At 58.8% G+C, this 19,067-nt stretch carries 14 protein-coding genes and 1 pseudogene; 2 read left to right on the forward strand and 13 right to left on the reverse strand.

Annotation, left to right across the window (positions count from 1 at the left end; genetic code table 11):
- Positions 1 to 9: 9 nt before the first annotated feature.
- From NV64_RS00640 to NV64_RS00670, 7 genes and pseudogenes are all read right to left on the reverse strand, one after another.
- On the reverse strand, positions 10 to 771 hold the full coding sequence (locus NV64_RS00640; protein ID WP_101505081.1) for an N-acetylmuramoyl-L-alanine amidase: 762 nt from the start codon (positions 769 to 771) through the stop codon (positions 10 to 12).
- A 128-nt stretch (positions 772 to 899) separates the two neighbouring features.
- Positions 900 to 1,783 (reverse strand): annotated as a pseudogene (locus tag NV64_RS24430) (esterase/lipase family protein).
- Positions 1,784 to 2,117: 334 nt separating this feature from the next.
- Positions 2,118 to 3,743, reverse strand: coding sequence for an ABC transporter ATP-binding protein (locus NV64_RS00650; RefSeq protein WP_101505082.1), 1,626 nt, complete (start codon positions 3,741 to 3,743; stop codon positions 2,118 to 2,120).
- Positions 3,736 to 5,262 (reverse strand): Sapep family Mn(2+)-dependent dipeptidase, encoded by a 1,527-nt coding sequence (locus NV64_RS00655; protein ID WP_101505083.1) that lies wholly within the window; start codon positions 5,260 to 5,262, stop codon positions 3,736 to 3,738. Before NV64_RS00655 ends, NV64_RS00650 begins: the two co-directional genes overlap by 8 nt.
- A gap of 22 nt (positions 5,263 to 5,284) precedes the next feature.
- Positions 5,285 to 6,178: an ABC transporter permease gene (locus tag NV64_RS00660; protein ID WP_101505084.1), complete on the reverse strand. Its 894-nt coding sequence runs from the start codon at positions 6,176 to 6,178 to the stop codon at positions 5,285 to 5,287.
- On the reverse strand, positions 6,175 to 7,137 hold the full coding sequence (locus tag NV64_RS00665) for an ABC transporter permease (protein ID WP_056237498.1): 963 nt from the start codon (positions 7,135 to 7,137) through the stop codon (positions 6,175 to 6,177). Before NV64_RS00665 ends, NV64_RS00660 begins: the two co-directional genes overlap by 4 nt.
- 65 nt (positions 7,138 to 7,202) lie before the next feature.
- Positions 7,203 to 8,789 carry an ABC transporter substrate-binding protein gene (locus NV64_RS00670; protein WP_056237500.1) on the reverse strand — a complete coding sequence of 529 codons (1,587 nt, stop codon included), beginning with the start codon at positions 8,787 to 8,789 and terminating at the stop codon, positions 7,203 to 7,205.
- 407 nt (positions 8,790 to 9,196) lie between these two features.
- On the opposite strand from NV64_RS00670, the gene NV64_RS00675 reads away from it, so the two are divergent.
- Positions 9,197 to 10,240 carry an LLM class flavin-dependent oxidoreductase gene (locus NV64_RS00675; protein ID WP_056237504.1) on the forward strand — a complete coding sequence of 348 codons (1,044 nt, stop codon included), beginning with the start codon at positions 9,197 to 9,199 and terminating at the stop codon, positions 10,238 to 10,240.
- 256 nt (positions 10,241 to 10,496) lie between these two features.
- Here the strand turns inward: NV64_RS00675 and NV64_RS00680 are convergent, their stop codons facing one another.
- A complete protein-coding gene (locus NV64_RS00680) occupies positions 10,497 to 11,879 on the reverse strand; it encodes an aldehyde dehydrogenase family protein (protein WP_056237507.1) in 1,383 nt (460 codons plus the stop codon).
- Positions 11,880 to 12,015: 136 nt separating this feature from the next.
- Here NV64_RS00680 and NV64_RS00685 point away from each other — a divergent pair, with 136 nt between their 5' ends.
- The gene (locus NV64_RS00685) at positions 12,016 to 12,876 is read left to right on the forward strand and encodes a LysR family transcriptional regulator (RefSeq protein ID WP_101505158.1); all 861 of its coding nucleotides are present in this window, start codon (positions 12,016 to 12,018) and stop codon (positions 12,874 to 12,876) included.
- 64 nt (positions 12,877 to 12,940) lie between these two features.
- Here NV64_RS00685 and NV64_RS23605 read toward each other — a convergent pair whose 3' ends face one another.
- The 5 genes from NV64_RS23605 to NV64_RS00705 all read right to left on the reverse strand — a co-directional run bounded on the left by NV64_RS23605 (position 12,941) and on the right by NV64_RS00705 (position 18,913).
- Positions 12,941 to 14,026: a S8 family serine peptidase gene (locus tag NV64_RS23605; protein WP_199177600.1), complete on the reverse strand. Its 1,086-nt coding sequence runs from the start codon at positions 14,024 to 14,026 to the stop codon at positions 12,941 to 12,943.
- Between the two features lie 41 nt (positions 14,027 to 14,067).
- The gene (locus NV64_RS23610) at positions 14,068 to 15,507 is read right to left on the reverse strand and encodes a S8 family serine peptidase (RefSeq protein WP_199177601.1); all 1,440 of its coding nucleotides are present in this window, start codon (positions 15,505 to 15,507) and stop codon (positions 14,068 to 14,070) included.
- A complete protein-coding gene (locus tag NV64_RS00695) occupies positions 15,485 to 16,525 on the reverse strand; it encodes an AAA family ATPase (RefSeq protein ID WP_101505085.1) in 1,041 nt (346 codons plus the stop codon). Before NV64_RS00695 ends, NV64_RS23610 begins: the two co-directional genes overlap by 23 nt.
- Positions 16,526 to 16,738: 213 nt before the next feature.
- The gene (locus tag NV64_RS00700; RefSeq protein ID WP_101505086.1) at positions 16,739 to 18,226 is read right to left on the reverse strand and encodes an aldehyde dehydrogenase family protein; all 1,488 of its coding nucleotides are present in this window, start codon (positions 18,224 to 18,226) and stop codon (positions 16,739 to 16,741) included.
- 90 nt (positions 18,227 to 18,316) lie between these two features.
- Complete coding sequence (locus NV64_RS00705) at positions 18,317 to 18,913, reverse strand: TetR/AcrR family transcriptional regulator (RefSeq protein ID WP_101505087.1); 597 nt, start codon at positions 18,911 to 18,913, stop codon at positions 18,317 to 18,319.
- Positions 18,914 to 19,067 lie beyond the last annotated feature (154 nt).

Consider the following 19,067-nt stretch of genomic DNA (forward strand, 5'->3'; position numbering starts at 1 on the left):
CTTGATTAATTAAAAGTACTTTTCCACTAAAGCCCAGAGAATTGCGGTGGTTTCCCCATCCATACAGCCGCAGTAGTTCGATGGCCGGAAATGCAGCTGAAACGCCCTGATCAGGTTCTGATAACCTGCCGGAGTGGTTGCCCCCGAGGTGTCATAACCATATTTCTGCAGCTTTGCGATAATATCTGCCTGCTGCGGCAGCGTATTGCAGAACTGCGTCTGATACTTCTGTTTCGTGGCATCGTCGTACCAGGCACCGACTCCCGCATCATAAAGCGCTTTCCACGGAAACAGCGCCCCCGGATCGCTCTTTCTGCCGGGCGCGATATCGCTGTGGCCGACCACGTTAACCGGCGACAGATCCGGATAACGCTGGATAATATTGAGCGCCAGCTGTTTCACCGCCTCAATCTGTTGCGGATTGTAGGGTGGGAAAGTGAACACGCCGTTATTTTCCGTTGCCAGATTGACGATCTCAATACCAATTGAGGTGTCGTTAAGGTTGCTGCGCCCTGCCCAGCTGCTGACCCCGGCGTGCCATGCCCGTTCGTTCTCATCGACCAGATTGAAAATCTTCAGCGTTTTATAACCGGCAGCGATCCAGGTCGCTTCCGAGGGATCGGGGATCAGATAGTGCACGCTGGTTGCCTTACCCGTCAGGCTGGTGACGGAATCGCGAAAGTTTTCCGCCGTATAGTGCAGAACCAGAAAACGCACCCGACGGTTAAAGCCGGCTATTGAGCGATAAGTATTGTAGTCAATGGTATACATAACTTACTCCTTGTTGAGTTAATGCTTTTTTATCCTGCTCGTTAAGTTTATGCGTTACAACACACAATGTTTTAATTTATGTATCATGACGTAACGTAAAATACTGGCGATCGGACCGCTGCCATACTTTATAGCCCTTTTGATTTCAGACGCGCCATATGGTCAACAAACAGTTTAACCGGGTCAGTGCTGCAGGTAACAACGCCGGCAATTTGATTAACGGCATCCATATGATCCATGGAATAGTCTGAGCGGATAACTTTACCGAGGTGCGTGCTGTAGCGCCCAACCAGGCCATCGTTCTGAGCGTGTTCTTTGGTGAAGAAAAATGAGAGCGCAACCAGTGCAATATGTATCGGATCAATATTATTAAGACCCTGTTCAAATGGGTTGTAATCTATCACCCCACCCCAGGAATAATAATAGACGCCATTCTCAAATTCCTGACCCTCACCACCGAATTTCGCGGGTAAGCCCTGCGGGTATCTGGCATTAAATCTGGCCACCCCTTCAGTGGTGAGTGCATCAAGCGCCGCCACACTGTCCTGGGGTAAACAAGGGTGACCGGTGATGACAGACAATACCGAACCCAGCGCATTCATCACCGCACTGACAATGACTTCAGGAAGGTGGCCGGGTTTGACCGCCAGACGAACCAGACCGGCGATCTCTGAACCAAAGTTGACGCCACATACTGACGTAACCGATGCCGTCAGTTGCGGATGGGTTGCAGCAACATAGCGGCTGGTCAGAGCGCCTTGGCTGTGACCTATCAGATTGACTTTTTTGCACCGGTTTTCTGGAGCACCTGTTTTACAAATTGTAGCAGTTGCTCACCGCGTACTTCATTACTGTTCTCAGCGGATAAAGAGGCAGTAAATACCGTAGCACCTGCCTTTTCTAACGCGCTCTGAATACCAAAAAAATAGGGGTAGACTCCGGCGATTTTATTAAAACCATTGAATCCATGAACGAGGATAATCGGGTACTGTAATTTAGTGAATGCTGACATAACTAACCACCTTAGATCGCTAATCTGACTATAAAATCAAATTAGATTTTAAGCACTATGACAATCCAGACATGTAATTGCCGCTGTATAAATTTTGAGCAACAACGACAATATAACAATCACCGGATTTGTTTTTTCATAAAATGCCAAATTTTATGTGTGGTTAGATGAAAAACATTAAAATTAAAGACGAGCGTTTTAAAACAACACAAAAAACTCATTGATTAAATATCAGGCCATCAACAGGTTAAACGCTCTCTTTTTTAAATTTTTACTTTATTCCAGACGCAGGATTCAGAATTTTCAGACCTGCGCCTAATTTCTTTCAGGAACCTCACTGCTGTTCTCTTTCCGCCCGCCGCCCCCGCTGATACGCCGGGTCAGGCCGTGGAATGCTGGCGATCAGGCTGCGGGTGTAGTCGTGCTGCGGCTGGCTGAAGATCGTCCGGGTACTGCCCTGCTCCACTATCCGCCCCTGCTTCAGCACCATCACGGAATGACACAGGCTGTTAATCACGCCGAGATCGTGGCTGATAAACAGGCAGGCAAAGTGGTACTCGTCGCGCAGATCGCGCAACAGCTGCAGGATGCTTTGCTGGATGGAGACGTCCAGCGCCGAGGTCGGTTCATCGGCAATCAGCAGTTGTGGCTTCAGCGCCAGCGCACGGGCGATGGCCACCCGCTGGCACTGACCGCCGGAGATCTCGTGCGGATAGCGCTGCTGCCATCCGGCAGGAAGCCCGACCTGATCCAGCAGCGTAGCCACCCGCTGCGCGACCTCCCGCGCGCTCAGCGAACGGTGGGTGGTAAGCGGCTCGGCAATTGACTGGGCGAGCGTCAGGCGCGGGTTAAGCGAACTCAGCGGGTTCTGGAATACCGCGCCAATCCTGTCGCGGGGGTCGCTGCGTCTCCCGGTAAGCGGCTCACCGTTAAAGCGGATACTGCCACTCTCTGCCGTGGCGGTGCCCAGCAGCGTGCGGCCAATCGTTGTTTTTCCGGAACCGGACTCGCCCAGCAGCCCGAGGAATTCACCTTTATGCAGTGAAAAGGAGACACCGTGCACCACCTCCCGGCGGCGGCCGAAACCTTCACGCCAGGCGATCGTCAGATCCCTCACCTCAAGCAGCGGGACCGCATCAGTCAGCGCCGCGCGTGCGTCCGGCCCGTCACTGCCCGGCTGCGCCGCCAGCAGCTGACGCGTATAAGGCTGTTCGGGGGCGGCAAACAGCGCGTCCACCGGCTGCGTTTCCACCACCCTTCCCGCACGCATTACCACCACCCGCTGCGCAATATCGGCGACCACGCCAAGGTCGTGCGTGATCAGCAGAATCGCCATGCGGTACCGCCGGTTCAGACGGTGCAGCAGATCGAGGATTTCGCGCTGGGTGGTGACGTCCAGCGCGGTGGTCGGTTCATCGGCGATCAGCACCGCTGGCCTGCCGGCAAGCGCGATGGCGATCATAATGCGCTGCAGCTGGCCGCCGGAAAACTGGTGGGGGTAGTGCTGCAGCCGCTGCTGCGCATCAGGAATACTCACCTGTTCCAGCAGCATAAGCGCCTGCTGACGGCGCTGAGCGCGTCTGAGCGCGGGCTGCGCCGCCGCCAGCGCCTCATCCAGCTGGCTGCCGATGGTGAAAACCGGATCGAGCCCCGCCGCCGGGTCCTGAAACACCATCGCCACCTCACGGCCGCGCAGCGCGGTGCGCCCGGCGCGGCCAAGGCTTAACAGCTGGCGGCCGTTCAGCCGCAGGCTGCCGCTGACGCGTGCGCTGGCCGGCAGCAGGCCGGGGATCGCCTGGGCCACCGCCGATTTACCGGCACCGGATTCGCCGATCAGCGCCAGAATTTCCCCGGCCGCAAGATCAAAGCTGACGTTATCCACCGCACTGACCCGCCCCCGATCGCCCTGATAGATAATGCTCAGACGTTCAACGCTGAGCAGGGGCTGCGGATCAGACATCACCGGCCAGCCCGTCCTGCAACCAGCGATCCAGCCGCGGCAGCGTGATGCCGTAGACGCCGAAGCCGCGTTTCAGGTTATCGAGCACCACAAATTCGTCCGGGCCGTGCGGGGAGCCATGCCCGGCGCGGATAAAGTCCGGGCGCAGGTCGGTAGCCTGTCCTTTAAACGTGCCGCCAGCGTGGCGGCTGAAGCCCGGCCCAAAGGTGATCGAGTTGGGCAGCACGCGGGCGTGGGTGGCGCCGCCCATTGAGAAGGGTTCAGAGCGGGTTTGCGCTACCGCGTCGTAGGTGTGCAGCAGCTGCTGTACCAGCGGGCTGTTTTTGTCGATATGCATCGGCGCATCGTCACGCAGCACGCGCAGCGAACCGCCAGTGGCTTCCACTGCCGTGCGCAGGCTGGCCTGCAGCGCGGCGGAGTCGGCCGCCAGCGGGTAGCGGATATCCAGCCAGAGCTCAAAGCCGACCTCCGCCGGGATCGCCAGCCCGCCATTAAGGGTCAGTTTACCGGTGGCGGCGTCTTCGGCGGCGATCCCCGCGCCCTCTCCCCACGGGTCGGCCAGCAGCTTGCTGACCAGCTGCGCCGCGCGCAGGTCGGCAGGGTCATCCAGCAGCCCCGCGGCAAGCAGCGCGTCCAGCAGCAGCGGAATCGCATTCTGCGTGCCCTCCGGGAAGGCGGCATGGCCGGATTTGCCCTGCGCCACCAGCCGCAGCCCGCCTTCAGCCTCCTCCAGCGTCAGCACCGCACGCTGCGCCTCGCCCAGCGTCGCCAGCGCGGCGCTCACCTGCGCCCGCTGTGCAACCGGGAAGTGCAGCGCAGCGCTGGAAGGGACGGCATTTTCTGCCACCCCTGCGCGCAACCCCGTCAGCAGCGGCCCGGCCGGAATATGCAGCGCCAGGTTCAGCCCGCCTTTCTGCGCATAGTTAACCGGGAAGCCGCCATCGGTGATCAGCGAGAAGCGCGGCAACGTGCCGTGCTGCGCCAGGTAACGGATATCATTCATGCCGATCTCTTCCGCTCCGCCGTAGATAATCCGCAGTTTGTGACTGAGGGTAATCCCGAGGTCGCGGAACGCGCGCAACAGGTAGAGATCAACCAGCGCCGGGCCTTTGTTATCTGACGCGCCACGGCCAATCACAAAACCCTCCTTCTCAAAGGGTTCGAATGGCGCGTACTGCCAGTTATCCCCCGGCGGCACCACGTCGAGATGGGAGACCAGACCGATCTCCGGGACACCTTCGCGATCGTCGGCGTAGATCGATATCGCATAGCCGTCATGGTTTTCAGTGCTGAAACCCAGCGCCTGCGCCCGTGCCAGCACATGGTGAAACACCTCATCCACTGCGGCACCAAAGGGTTTGCCTGGCTGCGCCAGTTTCTCATCAGCAATGCTCGGGTGGGCGACCCACTGCAGCAGGTCCTGCACAAACTCTTCGCGGTGGGCGTCAAACCAGTTGTCCAGTTGTGCCGCCAGGCGGATCTCGTCTTCGCTCAGGTCAGGATCGGTAATATGGCTCATAGCAGACTCCGGTTTTTGAGGTTTATCGCAATGCGATATCGCGGACGGGGGCGGCCGGACGCGGGTTAAGCACCCGGCCAACACCCTCGCCAATCAGATTAATACTGAGGACCATCAGCACGATGGCCAGCCCCGGCGGCACCCACAGCCACCATTCGCCGTCGATCACCCGCAGGCTCTGCGCGGCAGAGAGCATATTGCCCCAAGACGGCTGCGGCTGTCTGACGCCAAGGCCAATAAAGCTCAGCGCCGCTTCGGCGAGAATGGCGTTGGCCACCGCCAGCGTCAGGTTGATCAGTACCGGCGCACAGGCATTTCTCAGCAGATGGCGGAGGATAATGGTCAGCCCCCCCACGCCGATCGCTTTCGCTGCCAGCACATAACCGCTTTCGCGCAGCGCCAGCAGTTCGGCACGCACCAGCCGCGCCAGCCCGGTCCAGTGCAGGATGCCGATAATAAAAATCACGTTCCACAGGCTGGCGCCCAGAATCGCCGCCAGGGTGATGGCCATGGCGTAAAACGGGAAACACATCACGATATCGATCAGCCGCATAATCACGCCGTCCACCCGACCGCCGCAGTACCCGGCCAGGCTGCCCAGCGTGATGCCAATCGCCCCCTGAAACAGCACCGCCGCCAGCGCCACAAAGATCGACACCTGGCCGCCGTACAGCAACCGGGCCAGCACATCGCGGCCAATCTCGTCAGTGCCCAGCCAGTAGACCGCATCAGGCGGTGATTCAATGGCAAACAGGTCGGCTTCATCCGGGCTGTGCCCCGTCAGCCATGGCGCCAGCAACGACAGAGCAACCAGCAGCAGCAGGATCGCCGCCCCGCTGAGAAAAAAGCCGTCGCGCAGCAACGCGGGGCGTGATGCCCGCCCCACCGGCGCAGCGTAGTCAGTTTCAGCGCTCATCGGATCCTTATGCGCGGGTCAACCGCGGCGTAGAGAATATCGGCCAGCAGATTAATCAGCAGCGTGACCACGGCCAGAAACAGCACGATGCCCATCAGCAGCGGATAGTCCCGCGCCTGGATGGCATCAAAACTGAGCCGCCCGACGCCCGGCCAGTTAAAGATGATTTCGGTCAGCAGCGTTGAGGAGAGCAGCGCGGGCAGCTCCAGGCAGAACAGGGTGATCAGCGGTCGGGCGGTGTTTTTAATCAGATGCGGAAAAATCACCCGCCGCAGCGGCAGCCCGCGGGCAAACAGCGCGCGGACAAAAGGCTGGCGGATCATGTCGTCAATCGCCGCACGCAGATAGCGGCTGAAGATGGCGATGTTCGCCACCGCCAGCGCGGCGGCCGGCAGCAACAGGTGACGCAGCACGTCCAGCAGATAGTCAGTGCCGGTCAGGGTGACGCCCAGCGTGGTGGCACCGGAAACCGGCAGCCAGCGCAGGTTCATGGCGAACAGCTTGACCAGCAGAATGGCGGTGAAGAACACCGGGATAGAGACGGTAATAAAGTAGTACAGCGCCACCAGCCGGTCGGTTTTACCGCCGCGCGCAAGGCCGATCCACACCCCGAGCGGCCAGGCAATCAGCAGGGCGATCATCAGCGAGCCGCCGGCCAGCAGAAAGGTGTTGCTCAGCCGTTCCGCGATCAGCGTCAGTACCGCCACGCCGTTCTGCGTCGAGTGGCCGAGGTCGCCCTGCAGCACCTGCAGCGCCCAGCGGCCGTACTGCTGCCACAGCGGATCGCGGTAGCCCGCCGCGCGCATCATCTCCTCTTTCTGCTGCGGCGTGGTTTCCGGCGAAATCATGCCGGCCAGTGGGTCACCGGGCTGCAGTTTGATCAGGAAAAAGACGATCAGGGAAATACCGACCAGCACCGGCACCGAGATCAGCAACCGGTGGAAGAGATAACGCAGCATCGCAGGTTCCGTATTCCGTAAATAAATAACCGCTTCCCGCCCGTCAGCGCGGGAAGTGCACAGGCTTAAGGTTGAACCGTCCAGCTGCTGACGTCAGCAAAAGGTTCATAAGCCCAGGAGTGATAATGCGTCACCCGTTTACTCAGCACGTAGCCCTCGTTGGGAATATAAAGCCAGACGTGCGGCACTTCGGTATTAATGTCCCGCAGCCAGCCGCCGACGCTGGTTTTTAACGCCGCCGGGTCGATGGTCGAATTAAATTCATCCGCGAACTTATCCAGCTGCGGTGATTTAAACCGTTCCCACCAGAAATTATTATCGTAAACGCCAGGACGGAACGTCCCCCCCATCAGCAGGCCGTCGTATTTCCGCTGGCCGTCCTGCAGGATCGACAGGGTGGCGTTAAAGTCTGCGGCGTTCAGCACCACGTTAATGCCTGCCGCCTTCAGGTTCTGCTGAATAATCGGTGCCGTGAGTTCGCGGGTGCGGTTGCCGGTCGGGTAATCGATAGTCAGGGTAAACGGCTTACCGTCTTTTTCGACGATGCCGTCCCCGTTGCTGTCCACCCAGCCCGCTTCTTTCAGCAGCGCTTTTGCTTTTTGCGGGTCGTAGGCATACGGGTTTAAGCCTGACGGATAGAACGGGCTCTGCGGACTCTCTTTGGTGTTAAACACCTGACCGTGACCGGCCAGCAGCTTGTCGACGATCGCCTGGCGGTTAATGCCATACGCCAGCGCCTGGCGCACACGGCGGTCCTGCAGCTTGCCGTTAGTGGTGTCCAGCGACAGATACTGGGCGGTGGTGCCGCGCTGCTCCTCGACGCGGATGCCGGCCTTCTGGTAAGCGGCCAGATCGCGCGGATTCCAGCTGGAGAGCTCGGCGATATCAATATCGCCGTTGATGATTTCATTCTGCACCGTCTGCGCGCTGGATACTTTGAAAATCAGCGTCTTCACTCTGGCTTTGTCGCCAAAGTAGTCGTCATTACGCTCCAGCTTAACGTACCGATCGGAGATAAATTCAACGAATTTATAAGGTCCGCTGCCGACCGGATGGCGCAGCAGCTGGCTGGCTTTGTTCCACTCTTTAACCGGCACCTTCTGCCAGATATGTTTTGCCAGCACCGGCTTATCGGCAAAGTGTGCCAGCGCACCGGAGTAAGGGGCGGTAAAGGTGAAGCTGACGGTTAGCGGATCGATCACCTTAATCCCGGACGGCGCCTGCGCTTTACCGCTATCAACGTCGTCAAACCCTGCCAGGCGCTTAACAAAATCCGGGCGATCGCGCGGAAAGTCCGGCGAGGCTTCGCTGGCGTAGGTAAAGGCGACGTCTTCGGCGGTCAGCGGCTGGCCGTCGTGCCATTTGACGCCAGGGCGCAGATGCAGGGTCAGCGTTTTACCGTCGGCAGAATAATCATATTTTTCCACCAGCGACGGCACCGGCTTCTGCTGCGGATCCAGGATAAACAGGCGGCTGTATACGGTGAAAATGACGGCGCGGTCATAATTAGAAAAATAGAGCGTGGGATGAAACGTACCGTTGGGATTACTCCAGATGGCGTAACGTAATACGCTGTTATCCTCCGCCGCCGCAACGGTGATGGCACTTATGCCAAATACCGCCAGCGCGGCAGCCTTAATTAACGCTTTCATCCCTACTCCCGATTATCTTTAGTATACAGTTGCGCATGAGCCAGCAGGCGCAAATTTCTCTTGCTGCCCGAGGAATTAACTCAGAAAAAAGAGGTAAGGCCGCACAATAATTGAAGCGGGAGGGAGTGACAAATGCTTAAAGCGCAAAACAATTGCCGGTAATTTCACGTGAATGATTTAACCGGCAGTGGCCGACCAAACCTGAATAACCCGCACCGCAGCTCTGGCGGGTAACTGCCGCGTATCGGTTCAGGGGGCGTCACCGGTCAGGAGACGGTTGTCATTTTTTGCATATCGACTGCCGGATTGCTTATTTCCCCTGCGCCGACGGTCAGGACACACTCCATCGCAGGTCGCTCCCGGCCCGGTGGAGCACAGGCGAATACAAGGACTGCGTGGGTACTTTTATGGCAAAACTGGCAATTTCACATATCGCATTTCTCACCCCCGGCAATTACCCGGATGAAACGCCGCTGCAGGGGCTGGAGGAGACGCTGCAGCTGTTCGAACTGGGCGAGGCGCTCGGGTTTAACGGGGCCTGGGTGCGCCAGCGCCACCTCGAGCACGGCGTGTCGTCGGCCAGCACCTTCCTCGCCGCCGCCAGCCAGCGCACCCGGCGCATAGAACTGGGTACCGCGGTGATCCAGATGGGCTATGAGAATCCGTTCCGGCTGGCGGAAGATCTGCTGACCGTTGACGTCCTCTCCGGCGGGCGGCTGAACGCCGGACTGAGCGCCGGTAAGCCTAACCATCTGGAGCTTATCGGGCCGTCGGTGTTCTTTGATGACTGGCAGCAGCAGGACTATTCGTATGGTCGCGTTAAGCAGCTGCAGGACAATCTGCGCGGCCACTATCTCGGCCCGGAGGGGGAAACTATCGTTTCGCCGGGCAACCAGCAGCGTCCGCGCCTGCACCCGCAGTCGCCGGGGCTGGCGGACAGGCTGTGGTACGGCGGCGGCTCGCTGCGTTCGGTCAGCTGGGCGGCGGCCAACGGCTTTAACCTGCTGATCGGCAACCTCACCTCCGGTGAAAATACCGATGACTACCACACCGCGCAGCTGGCGCAGCTCAAGGCCTACCGCGAGAACCTGCCCGCCGGCGCACGCCCGCCGCGCATCGCGGCAGGACGGGTGATCGTCCCCACCGACGGTGCCAGCGAGGCCAGCCGCCGCCGTTACGCCGGGTTTGCCGCCAGCCGCCACGCGCGGACGCTCGCCCCGCAGGGCGAACGCCGCACGCTGTTCTCAAAGGATATCGTCGGTAGCGCAGAGGAGATTATCGAACGGCTGGTGAACGATCCGGTGCTGCATCAGGTGGACGAGCTGCGGCTGGAGCTGCCGTATGAGTTCAGCGCGGCGGAGTACCGGCAGATCCTCACCGACTTTGCGACGCTGATCGCGCCAGAACTGGGCTGGCAGGCGCAACGGACGCCACTGACACGTATTGCCTGATATCCTTCACGCCCTGAAGGACGGGGATTCCTGCCGCGTTCAGACCGGAGCCTGCTGCTGACGGCGCAGCTGATAAGTCACAGGTCAGTCAGAAAAACACCCCAGGCTTCGCCGGCAACCGGCTCAGGTCAGGCGTTAAGGGGAAGTGATAACTCTCAGAAGGCCCGTAAATCCTCGACGTTGCCGCTGGTTCAGATGGCGGGATGTGGTTATCGTCGGAGATAAATCGGCCCCGTCGGGTGACGGGGCCGGGGTTTTAAGGTTGTTCAATCCACACCGTCTGCGGATTGGTAAACTCACGCAGGCCAAAATGCGACAGCTCGCGGCCAAAGCCGCTGTTTTTTACTCCGCCGATCGGCACGCGTGGGTCGGAGAAGCTCGGGCTGTTGATAAACATGCCGCCGGTCTCCACGCGCGACGCCAGCTGCTGCGCTTTCTCCAGATCGCGGCTCCACAGGCTGCCGCCCAGGCCAAATTCGGAGTCGTTAGCCAGCTCAATGGCGTGATCGGCATCTTTTGCCACCACCAGCGAGGCGACCGGGCCAAACAGCTCCTGCTTAAAGCTGGTCATCGCCGGCGTGACGTTAGCCAGCACCGTTGGCGCATACCAGTTACCCACGCCCGGCAGCGGCTTGCCGCCCAGCAGCAGTTCAGCGCCTTCGCGCAGGGTCGCCTGTACCTGACCGTCCAGCTCGTCGCGCAGATCGTAACGCGCCATCGGGCCGATCCAGACGCCGCTTTCACGCGGGTCGCCAATTTTCATTGCCTCAACCGCGCTGACAAACTTGTCGCGGAAGGTGTCATACACCGATTCCTCCACGATAATGCGCTTGGCGGCGATACAGATCTGGCCGCTGTTCTGGAAGCGCCCGGTGATGGCGCCTTTTACCGCAGCATCAATGTCCGCATCCGCCAGCACGATAAAGGCGTCCGAACCGCCCAGCTCCAGCACGCATTTTTTGATGGCGGCACCGGCCAGCGCGGCAATCGCCGAACCGGCGCGCACGCTGCCGGTGACGGTGACCGCTTTGATGCGCGGGTCGCGGATCGCCTGCGCCACGCCGTCGTTACCGGCGTTGATCACCGCAAACAGACCGACCGGTACGCCGGCATCCTGCAGCACCTGCTGCAGCAGCAGCGCGCAGCCGATAACGTTAGGGGCCGGCTTCAGCAGGTAGCTGTTGCCTCCGAGCAGGATCGGCACCGCGCCGCGCAGTACCTGCCAGATCGGGAAGTTCCACGGCATCACCGACAGCACCGGGCCCAGCGGCAGGTAGTCAACAAAGGCTTTGTTACCTTCCACCAGCGTCGGTTCGCGCGCGATATAGGCCGGGCCGTGCTCGGCGTACCAGTCGCACAGCTTCGCGCTCTTCTCCACTTCAGCCAGCCCCTGGTCGATCGGCTTGCCCATCTCGGCGGTCATCATCTCCGCCAGCGGCCGGGCGTGCTGACGGATCGCCCCGGCCATGGTGCGCAGCAGCTGCGCGCGATCGGCTACCGGACGGCTGCGCCAGGCCTTAAAGGCAGCATCCGTCTGCGCCAGCGCGGCGTCCACGTCGGCCTGGCTGGCAAACGGATAGCGCGCCAGCTCTTCACCGGTTGCGGGGTTACGGGATACGGCGACGGTTGTCTGGGTCATGATTGGCACCTTTTATCAGAGTTGACTGTGAAGTATGGCAGCCAGCGCCAGCTTCGAATGGACTTATCATAGGCTTGCGATACCTTCATGAAAAATGAATAATTAAGAAAATAACCGTACTAAAAAGAGAAAGATGATGGATCTGACCCAGCTGGAGGTATTTCGCACCGTGGCCGAAGAGGGCAGCATTACCGCCGCCGCCGGGAAGCTGCACCGCGTGCCGTCGAACGTCTCCACCCGCCTGCGCCAGCTGGAAGAGGAGCTGGGCTGCGAACTGTTTCGCCGCGAGAAGCTGCGGCTGCATATAACCGACAGCGGCCGCACGCTGCTCGACTACGCAAGGCGGCTGCAGGCGCTCGCGGACGAGGCGCGCGCCTGCGTCTCCGGCCAGCAGCCGGGCGGCATTTTTACGCTGGGGTCGATTGAGAGCACCGCCGCCGTGCGCCTGCCGCCGCTGATTTCGCGCTATCATCAGCGCTGGCCGCAGGTAGAGCTGGACCTGACCACCGGCCCGTCCGGGGCGATGATTGACGGCGTGCTGAGCGGCCGCTACAGCGCCGCCTTTGTTGACGGCCCGCCCAGGCATCCGCAGCTTGAGGGGGTGGCGGTGTTTGCCGAAGAGCTGGTGCTGATCTCGGCGCTCCATCACCCGCCGGTGCCGGACGCCGCCAGCATCTCCGGCGCGACTGTCTACGCCTTTCGCGCCAACTGCTCCTATCGACGGCGCTTTGAGAACTGGTTTGCCCGCGACGGCGCGGTGCCGGGTAAAATTTTTGAGATGGAGTCCTATCACGGCATCGTCGCCTGCGTCAGCGCCGGTGCCGGGCTGGCGCTGGTGCCGGCCAGCATGCTGGCGAGCATGCCGGGGCGCGACAGCGTGCGCGCCTGGCCACTGGCTGACGGTCAGGGTGCCGCCGAAATCTGGCTGGTGTGGCTGAAGGGCAGCCAATCCGCTAACCGGCGGGCGATGACGGAGATGTTCGAACCGCTTGTTTAAGCAGCGAGGCTGGTGGGGCAAAAGATCTGAGGAACCACAGGGATTCTCTTCAGGATGCTGAAGATCAGATCGGTATTGCAACAGGGTTTGCGATTAGCGCATCAATTTGAGATTGAACAGGGGTCAGAAGGTCTACTTCAGTGCCCGGCACATGGATGGATACGATCAGGCTGTATCTCGCTTCCGAATCATATTTTTCAAGCGCCTGACGAGTTCTCCACCATCCCTGCCCCGGAAATACGGCCAGAAAGCCACAGTTAGCCAATTCAGCAGCGGTGCCCTGCCAGATGTCCTGATGAAGCGAGCCCTTATGGCGCTGAGTCTTACCCAGCAGCCAGTTTCTATCATTACCTGAAGCCATTGCCTCTTCGCCCACAACCTGGGCGGCAGCATTAATACGTGCTCTGAAATCATCGAACTGTTCTGTAGGGCGCTTCATCGCGAAACGCAAACGATGCGAAGGGTAATAGAATTTTGACACAGACCCTCGTGACGATGGGTTGGGCTCAATGAAATAAGAAAGAGTCACCCTCATTTCAACAGGCGTATCACGAAGCTCAAGCAACTCCTGGACAGGCCAGGGAAGTGCATGAACGTTCATTTGATGGGTTTTAATACCCTCATGGGTTTTCTGATAGGGTCGCAGGCTGCTTTCTTCAATCAGGGACAGGCTGTTGTTGACGCTCCACATGGCAAGATTTTGATCGGGTATACCCCAACCACAGTGCCTGATGAGCCTTGCATACCCTGCCTGATTGTTCGGCGGATACATTTCCAGCATTTTTGGCGTCCAGCGAGCTGAATGCGTCATCAAACCGCGGATGGTTTCAGGGCGAAGGTCCGGAAAATGAGCCATCAGCTTCGCGGCCATGCTGGCAGCCAGGGCAGAAGCCGCACTGGTGGCGTTGATAGTGGTAAATAAATTCCGGTGAAACCGGGCGTTTGCCGTCAATAGCTCCAGGCTGTCGAAGTTATCAGACATTGTGCCATCAGTACCGGCATTACCGCCTTCGAATACAACATCCGGCTTAAGCGGCCAGACGTTGTCCCAGCCAGATGAAGTTGAGGTGAATGGACTCAAGCCACCTTCAGCCGCCAGCACGTTAAATCCGGGTTCATCCAGCGAGGTTTTTCTGGTGCTGGCCCCCACCGTCAGAGCATTCCACGCCTGCGCCGGATCGTGGATACGATTTACTGAAAGGCTGTCCGGGTATCTTTGCCAGTGGTCAGAATGATACGATTTACTGAAAGGCTGTCCGGGTATCTTTGCCAGTGGTCAGAATTGAAGATGTTACCGGCAGACAGGACAAACAGCCGCGGAAAAGCAGGTTCCGCTCCTGAGTCAGCAGCCAGAGAATCTACCATTGCAGACCACGCTGAAGGTTTACCAAAATCGCGATAGTCTGTAGCCGTTACCGCCGAGCTGAATACCCGCTTTCTCTCTGCAAAACGAATCTCCGGACGCGTCACGGCCATGCTGAACAGATAAGCATGATCGTGGGCGTCGCCATTTTGTTCTCCGGACGCTGAGTAAAGCTTTACAGATTCCAGACGATGGTTAATACCGAACTCCCCCTGAGAAACTAATACGTCAAACATGTCGCCATACAGTGCCAGCCCGGCAAGTCCGGTGCCGTGATTGATGCGATCGTCCGTTCCCCAGGCCTCGTCAGCGGCATAAACGTCATCTTCATGCACCAACGGGGAAATCAGAGGATGGGCACGATTTAGGCCCGAGTCGAGCAGGCAAACATAAGGGATGGCCTCCCGCTCAACTGGTACGCGCAGGCGTCCCAGCATTTCTTCAGCCCACAAGCTCTGCTCATTTAGGGATTCACGTGTGAAGAACTCTGCTGTCTCTTTTGCCCGGCGCAGCTCTGCCACGCAGTTGAGAAGCAGTCCTGAACGGGAAAACTCACGCTGCGAACCAAACATCCAGGTAACCGTTCGCTCCGGGAAAGTAACGGCATGCCCGCTGGCCTTACAGCCTGTCGTTGAGATTATTGTGCGAAAATCGGCGAGAACGGCGTCACGATTACCACGCACCGGCAGCCAGACTTCCCACCAGAACGATTCTTCCTGATCGGTTGGCAACAACTCATCATCATCCGTCCAGAGAGAGCGAATAGTGGAGAGACGGATAGCAGAGAGGGTATTAATTAATGGCTTGTGTGCGAGTGAAACGCCACTTACGCTCCGCCTGTCTTCCAGATAGGCTTTCAGGTATTTCTCAAAGTGGCTTATTTTACCGTCAGGGATGAAGACGTTTGCCGAGGTAATATTTTCTTCACTGACGTGCAGGCTCAGTACTTCAATGTTCCTGGAGCGGTCACGACTTCGTTCGTTGCTGAGGCTCTCAAAGGCCAGGGCAACGTCTGCCTGACCAACAAACTCAACCTGTATACCAATACCGCTTTGCAATGCCGCTGCTCTCTGCTGATCCCGAGCCTGCTCCGCCTTCTCACTTACCTGCTTAAGCTGGCCACTGAGCATTTGCCCGTGCTGCTGACGATCTCTCTCAGGCAATGGAGGAGAGCCACTACTAACCGAAGGAGGAGTGGTAAAAGGTTCGTTCTTTGCAGTACTCGGGAGAATGAAATGCGGTCGTTTATTTGCGGCTGGTTCCGTCATGATTCAGATTCTTATTTCCATTTTTCGCAAGCTTTAGGCTAATCTGATGCCGTTCTTCCAGCGCATGTCTGAGCAGAGTGACATCAACCGTAGTACGGTCGCTCATTAACGCATCTTTGATCGACTCATCCACCGCCCGGCAAATTTCCGCATAGTTCAGCCCATCGAGCAGGGCTGGCAGGCCAGTCTTCCTGAAGGGTTTTGGACTAAAGGCACCCAGTCTTACCCTAAGCAGATCCATTCCCTGTTCCGGCGTTGGCAAATGGTATTCAATCACATCATCAAATCGCCTGAAGAGTGCGTAATCAAGGATTTCCGGATGGTTAGTGGCGGCAACAATCACGCTATTAGAATTATCCTGCTCGATCATTTGCAGAAAGCTGTTCAGTACTCGACGAATTTCACCAACGTCATTCGCCAGGCTGCGCTGTGAGCCAATAGCATCGAATTCATCGAAAAAATAGACCCCGCGAATATCCGCCATAGCGTCGAACACCTGGCGAAGCTTGGCGGCGGTTTCGCCCATAAACTTGGTGATGAGAGCATCGAAGCGTACCTGAAACAACGGGATACCGAGTTCACCGGCCAGAGCGGAAGCGGTAAGCGTTTTTCCCGTTCCCGGCGGGCCGACCAGCAGAACTTTACGCCGCGGCGAAAGGCCGTGTTCACGGATGCGCGCCATCATTCGCTGTTCGCGAACAAGGCGGTTTAACTGTGCTTCCGCAGATTTTTCAAGCACAACATCTGAGAGGCGATAATCCGGCTCGCTTACGTTCAGCAGGTTCCCAAGATCGGTTCGCGATTTGGCTGCATTGGCAAAGGGCACAAGCTTGCCGTTTTTGTCACCGGCCAGTTTTGCCTTACCTTTGTCGAGCATACTCACCAGCTCATCGGCTAAACGGCCATGGCCTTGTTTAGCTTCGTGCGCAGCAACTTGCATGGCCACCGAATAGAAGTGTCCATCATCGCGACTGATGTGCGATTTAATCAGTGCTTTAAGTTGGTCTGCGCTTGCCACGTTAGTAACCCTGTGTTCTGGTGCCTGAGAAAAAATATCATCCTTTAAGAGTTTAGAATGAAGCCGATCCTGAGTAAATGTGATTTAACTCTTGGGTTGACTACTTCTCCTGATCCCATTGGCCTGCGCATAAGATTAGATACAACTCACAGTTTGACCTGGAGTGACCCTGACCCGGAATCCTGCACACTTGTCCCTCCGCGCTCCTAACGTTCAGTAACGCATCATCACTGATTTCAGCCGGGTGTAATCCTGAATAAAGGCGCTGCCAAACTCGCGGCCGTTGCCTGAGCCCTTGATGCCGCCAAACGGCAGCGCCGGGTCGAGGATGTTATGCATGTTGATCCAGACGGTGCCCGCCTGTATACCTTCGCTGTAGCGCAGTGCCTTGCTGAGGTCGTGGGTCCAGACGCTGGCGGAGAGTCCGTAAGGGGAGTCGTTAATCCACTGCAGCGCCTGTTCCTCCTGCTGCCAGGCGAGAAAGGCCCCGACCGGGCCGAAGGTTTCCTGCTGCATAATGGCGGAGTCCGCGCTGCGGGCGGCGATCGCCGCCGGCAGCAGGTAATATCCCTCCCCTGCCGGGCGGGTACCACCAAAGACCAGCCGGTCTCCGTCCTGCTGCGCGGCGGCAATCAGCCCCTGTACTTTTTCCAGATGCGGCGCGTTGGCCAGCGGGCCGAGCAGGCAGTCATCATCCAGTGGCGAATCTGGCTTCAGAGCCGCCAGGCGCAGGCTGAGCGCCTGCAGCACCGCGTCTAATTTCCCTGCCGGCAGATAGAAACGTTCGGCGGAAGAGCAAATTTGCCCCTGGTTGAGATAACCCGCCTCCATAATGCCGTCGACCATCTCCTCAACGCTAAGATCGTCAAGGAACAGTGCCGCGTTTTTCCCCCCCAGTTCCAGCGTGACCGGGATGCCGCGCTGGCTGGCGGCGTCCCCAACCACGCGTCCGGTTTTCATTGAGCCAGTGAAACTGACCTTCCCGCAGGCGGGGTGAGCAATTAACAGTGGCCCCAGCACCTGGCCATCGCCATTGACAACGTTCAGGGTACCGGGCGGAAACCCCACCTCATTCGCCAGCTCCGCCAACCGCAGCAAGGTTAGCGGGGTATACTCGCTGGGCTTCAGCACCACGGTATTGCCACAGATCAGCGCGGCAGCAAACTTCCATACCGCAATCATGATCGAAAAATTCCACGGCAGAATGCCAACCACCACCCCCAGCGGTTCACGCACGGTGAAGGCACGGTATTTCTCGTCAGCGAAGGGGGGGATTGATACCGCCAGGGTTTCCCCGTTAATCTTTCCGGCCCAGCCGGCGAAATAGCGCAGAAACGCCACCGACTGATCCAGCTCCAGCCCGCGTGACAGCGCGATGGTTTTGCCGGAGCAGAGGGTTTCCAGCTGCGCCAGCTCCTCACGATGTGCCTCCAGCGCCGCGGCCAGCTTCAGCAGCAGGTTGCCACGCGCCAGCGTTGGCGTGGCGGCCCATTCGCCGTTAAAGGCCGCCTGCGCGGCGGCCATCGCGGCGGTGACCTCTGCGGCACCGCCGTCGTGCACTTCTGCAATGCGCTTACCGCTGGCCGGATCCACCACCGGCCGCCGTGTGCCGCTGCCGCTGCGGCGTTGTCCGTTAATAAAGTGGCCGTGATCGCGCGGTAAAAACTCGCTTACCGTCGTGAGAAGTTGTGCCCTGCCCATATCGCCTCCGCTGAATTCTGAGTGGTCAGATCATCTCAGCACCGGACAGCGGCGAAAAAAATCCCCCATACGGATGAGCGGCACAAAAGGTCAGTCGGCCAGCAGGCTCTTTAAGGGCAGCATCGCCAGGGTCACCGCCGCATTGAGCCGTTCGCGGCTGGCACCGTCGCGCGCCTGTACCGACAGACCATGCAGTACGGTGGCGTAATACTCCCCCAGCGGCTGCGCGGCCGCTTCCGCCCGCAGCTGCCCCTCCGCCTGCGCCTGTTGCAGCCGGGCAACGATTTCTGCAGTACGATCTTTACGTTGCTGTGCCAGCCACTGCGCCAGCGGCTGATTCTCTTGGCTCAGCCCGCCCGCCGCCGAGACCACCATACAGCCGACGGGCGGTTCGCTGTCGGTGTACAGCACTACCGCCTGCTCCAGCATCTGGCGCACGGCGCTGAGGATCTGCGGATGCTGCAGCGCGCGCGCGGCAAATCCTCCTTCGTACTGTTCGTAGTGGCCGATCGCCTCACGGTACAGCTGCTCCTTTGAACCGAAGGCCTTATAGATACGCGCCGAGGCAATGCCCAGCGCGGCCACCAGATCGGCCAGCGAGGTGCCCTCATAGCCGTGACGCCAGAACAGATCTCTGGCGGCAATTAACGCCTGCTCACGGTCAAATTCTCTTGGTCTGCCCGCCATCATGGCTCCATCGTTGGGTGCTGGTTGCCGGTTATTATGCTAATTATTCAGCCTGTTAGCACCTTAATCCGCTAATAAATACGCCGCGGGATGAGCGAATTGTGCGGCACACGGCCAACAGCCGTTGCCCAGGACGCTGATTTTACCCTATTGT

The organism is Erwinia sp. B116 (assembly GCF_002865965.1).
In the GTDB taxonomy this organism is placed as follows: domain Bacteria; phylum Pseudomonadota; class Gammaproteobacteria; order Enterobacterales; family Enterobacteriaceae; genus Erwinia.